Below are 3,365 nucleotides of genomic sequence, written 5' to 3'. Positions count from 1 at the left end.
GCTGTTCTACCTGGCGCTGCGCAACATCAGCCAGAAGTGGACCATGCCCATCCACGATTGGAAGGCCGCGCTGACCCGCTTTACCATTCAGTTCGGAGACCGCATCTCCGTCAATTGAAGTCCGACCCGTTTACACAAAAATTCGGACACGCCCTAGTACGGGGCGAGCACGCCAGCACAACGAAAAAACTTTGCCAGGCAGCAGCAGAAGCGGCGTTCGACTCGAAGGCCACGCTATGCAGCGAAGTGCCACGCGCACGCGACGGCACAAAGACAAACGCCGCAAACGAAAACCGTTGCAGCGTTGTGAGTTGACTTGTGAGTCGTTGCCTTGTAAGCTAAAAAGCTTTTTCAAAACAACGACTTACAGAAGTCTGTGGCGGAGTGGACGGGACTCGAACCCGCGACCCCCGGCGTGACAGGCCGGTATTCTAACCAACTGAACTACCACTCCTGGTAGGAAGCGTTGTCAGCTTGTTCAAGCTTCAAGTGCCTCAAACTTGGCGACCCTACGGGGATTCGAACCCCGGTACTCACCGTGAAAGGGTGATGTCCTAGGCCTCTAGACGATAGGGTCAAAACCTAAGAACTTGCGTTCAATTTTTATTGGTGGAGGTAAACGGGATCGAACCGATGACCTCTTGCATGCCATGCAAGCGCTCTCCCAGCTGAGCTATACCCCCAAAGCTTGGTAGGGTGGGTATTTTTGTACTCACGCCGTATCAAGCGAGACCGCAACTATAGCAGAACTTTTGGCTTGTAAAAGAAGTTCGCGCAGCCGCATGAGGGGCGTGTGGCTTGTTCGCCTGTCTGCCGCATCCGCAAGAGCTACTGGGGATCGGTCACAAAGCCGATCTTGCGCACGCCAGCGCGCTGTGCTGCTGCCATGGCCTGGGCTACGCGCTCGTAGCGCACGTTTTTGTCGCCGCGGATATGCAGATCCGGCTGCGGCTCTTTCGCAGCCTCAGCCTCCAATTGTCGCACCAGATCTTCGTCGGTGATGGCGAACTCGTTCCAGTGGTACTTGCCATCTGCATCGACCGTCAGACGCACGGTCTCCGGCTTGGTCTCTTCAGGCAGGTTTTGGGCCTTAGGCAGATCCACGTTGACCGAGTGCTTCATCACCGGCACGGTGATGATGAAGATGATGAGGAGCACCAGCATGACGTCGACGAGCGGCGTCATGTTGATTTCGTTCATCACTTCATCGGCGTCGTCTTGGGTACCGAAAGCCATGGCTCACGCGCCTTTCTTGAGGGGGAGCACTTTTGCTGTTTCGCCACTGGCCGAGACGCGCGCACCCGTCACGAAGTAGGCGTGCAGATCATGGGCAAAGCTGTTCAGGCGATTCAGGATGGATTTGTTGCCGCGTACCAGCGCGTTGTAACCAAGCACTGCCGGAATGGCCACGGCCAAGCCCAGGGCCGTCATGATGAGTGCCTCTCCGATCGGGCCCGCGACTTTGTCGATGGTTGATTGCCCCGATGTGCCGATGGCGATCAGCGCATGGTAGATGCCCCACACGGTGCCGAATAATCCAATGAAGGGGGCGGTGGAGCCTACCGACGCCAGGATGGCCAGGCCTGATTGCAGGCGCGCGGTGAATTCGTCGATGCAGTTGCGCAGGCAGCGCGTGACCCAGTCGCTGACGTCCAGGCTATCGTGCAGGTGGACTTTGGTATTGCGGTGGTGGGCGGTAGCTTCGCGCCCTTCCAGCGCCAGGTGGCGGAAGGGGTTGGTGGAATCCGTGCCGAGCTTGGCAAGGCCGGCAGCAAAATCCTCGCTGTGCCAGAAGTCTTGCGCCCCGCGGGCATGCTTCTTGAACTTCACGATGTCCAGCGCCTTGATGAGGATGACGATCCAAGAGGCCAGTGACATAGCAAGAAGAATCAACGCGACGGCACGGGTGACAAAGTCGCCCTGGGTCCAGACGCTGGCAAGGCCGAAATGGGAATCCATGAAAACTCCTGAAAATTATTCGAGTACGAAATTGATGGGGACAATGTTCCACATGGCCTCGGGCACGCCGTTGCGCTTGCCCGGAACGAAGCGCCAGCGGCGCACGGCATCCAGGGCTTGCTGGTCCAGTCGCTCATAGCCACTGGACTGCCGGATTTCGATTTGCTGTGGGCTGCCCTCGGCATCGATGAATACGCGCAACACCACCTTGCCTTGCTCGCCCAAGCGGCGGCTGATGGCAGGATACGTGGGCTTGGGATTGTTGAGGTAGCCTGCGTTGCTCGACGGCAGCTCGATACGTGGCGGGGCTGGTGGAGAAGGGGGCGCAGGCGGTGCCGCAGGGGTGGGGGGCGCTTCGGTGACGGGCGCAGGAACGGCCTCGGCAACGCCCATCGGGGCATTGGGTGCTGGAAGTGGGTCAGGTTTTGCGACCGGACGCGGCGCCTGCTGTCGCACCACGGGTTGGCGCTGCACGGGTTTAGGCGGTGGCTGGACAGGGGGCGGCGGCTCTTTGGCCTCCGGCGCGGGCGGGGTGATGAATTCGGCCAGCACCTGGGCTGGAATAACGATTTCCGCTGCACGGCGTAGCAGACCAGTTTGCAGTGCCCAGAGGGCGACTGCGTGGAAAAGCACCACGGACAGGATGATGACGGCGTTGCGACTCAGGCCGGGCGCCGGGGCGAATCTATCGGATGAGGACATAGGAAGGGGCTGCATGGACTTGGGCGGCGTCGTGCCCCTGAGCCGTGGGCCTATCGGTATTTACTTGCGGAAAATCCACCAAGCAGAGCCTACGACCAATATCAGGCTGCCTGCAAGGGTTGAGAGCAATGGCATGTGGAGCTTTCCAAGGGGGTGTTGGCAAGCTGGTTGACCTGGGCGTGCGCTTCGTTGCGCAAGGCGGCCATGGGTTGGCTGGCGCAGCATTGCGCTACCACGTCACGTGCGCTGTTTTCGCAGCAGCCGCACTGGGTGGCAACGCCGAGCTCGAATTGGATTTCGTCAAAGCTCATTCCCGCACGGGCATGGCGTGCGATTTCACGGTCGGAGATACGGCGGCAAACACAGACGATCATGGCGAAGGGCCGGATGGCTGTTGAAGAAATGATGGTAAGAATTATAAATGCGAATTCGTCGCATTTATAATTATTGTGTTTTCATTTCATGGTTTGCAGTAGGGGCAGCCAACCGCTGGGCTCGTCTCCTGCCTTCAGCTGGGCTGACGTCGCTGCTGCCGCAGACGTAAAAAAAGGTTCTTCGCGCGATCTGGGGGAAGTAGTGGTTGACGGTTCTGAGGTTGGTAGATTGGCAGTCGCCAAACAAACCGATCCCCTTCCTCTTCCCCGTCATGCGCGATGCTATGTTGGGCGTGGTCTTCTGGGAAGGCCGCCTCGTCGATTCATGCC

At 59.0% G+C, this 3,365-nt stretch carries 5 protein-coding genes and 3 tRNA genes; all 8 read right to left on the bottom strand.

Annotated features, from left to right (window positions below):
* Positions 1-377 precede the first annotated feature (377 nt).
* Positions 378-454, bottom strand: a tRNA-Asp gene (locus BN2503_RS18720).
* A gap of 47 nt (positions 455-501) precedes the next feature.
* Positions 502-577 (bottom strand) — tRNA-Glu (locus BN2503_RS18715).
* A gap of 30 nt (positions 578-607) precedes the next feature.
* Positions 608-683 (bottom strand) — tRNA-Ala (locus tag BN2503_RS18710).
* A 145-nt stretch (positions 684-828) separates the two neighbouring features.
* Positions 829-1,236 (bottom strand): ExbD/TolR family protein, encoded by a 408-nt coding sequence (locus BN2503_RS18705; protein ID WP_054258098.1) that lies wholly within the window; start codon positions 1,234-1,236, stop codon positions 829-831.
* A gap of 3 nt (positions 1,237-1,239) precedes the next feature.
* A complete protein-coding gene (locus tag BN2503_RS18700) occupies positions 1,240-1,959 on the bottom strand; it encodes a MotA/TolQ/ExbB proton channel family protein (protein ID WP_054258097.1) in 720 nt (239 codons plus the stop codon).
* A 15-nt stretch (positions 1,960-1,974) separates the two neighbouring features.
* Positions 1,975-2,661, bottom strand: coding sequence for an energy transducer TonB (locus BN2503_RS18695; protein WP_054258096.1), 687 nt, complete (start codon positions 2,659-2,661; stop codon positions 1,975-1,977).
* A 101-nt stretch (positions 2,662-2,762) separates the two neighbouring features.
* Positions 2,763-3,035 (bottom strand): (2Fe-2S)-binding protein, encoded by a 273-nt coding sequence (locus BN2503_RS18690; protein WP_054258095.1) that lies wholly within the window; start codon positions 3,033-3,035, stop codon positions 2,763-2,765.
* A 70-nt stretch (positions 3,036-3,105) separates the two neighbouring features.
* A partial coding sequence (locus tag BN2503_RS21150) for a hypothetical protein (protein WP_233495134.1) occupies positions 3,106-3,365 on the bottom strand: 260 nt, incomplete at its 5' end.

It is taken from the genome of Paenacidovorax caeni (assembly GCF_001298675.1).
Taxonomy (GTDB): Bacteria; Pseudomonadota; Gammaproteobacteria; order Burkholderiales; family Burkholderiaceae_C; genus Paenacidovorax; species Paenacidovorax caeni.
This window is presented reverse-complemented; position numbering and strand designations above follow the sequence as displayed.

Bases quoted from the DNA above. Each gene is read 5' to 3' on its own strand.
- BN2503_RS18705 (WP_054258098.1), bottom strand. From the start codon at position 1,236: ATGGCTTTCGGTACCCAAGACGACGCCGATGAAGTGATGAACGAAATC.
- BN2503_RS18700 (WP_054258097.1), bottom strand. From the start codon at position 1,959: ATGGATTCCCATTTCGGCCTTGCCAGCGTCTGGACCCAGGGCGACTTT.
- BN2503_RS18695 (WP_054258096.1), bottom strand. From the start codon at position 2,661: ATGTCCTCATCCGATAGATTCGCCCCGGCGCCCGGCCTGAGTCGCAAC.
- BN2503_RS18690 (WP_054258095.1), bottom strand. From the start codon at position 3,035: ATGATCGTCTGTGTTTGCCGCCGTATCTCCGACCGTGAAATCGCACGC.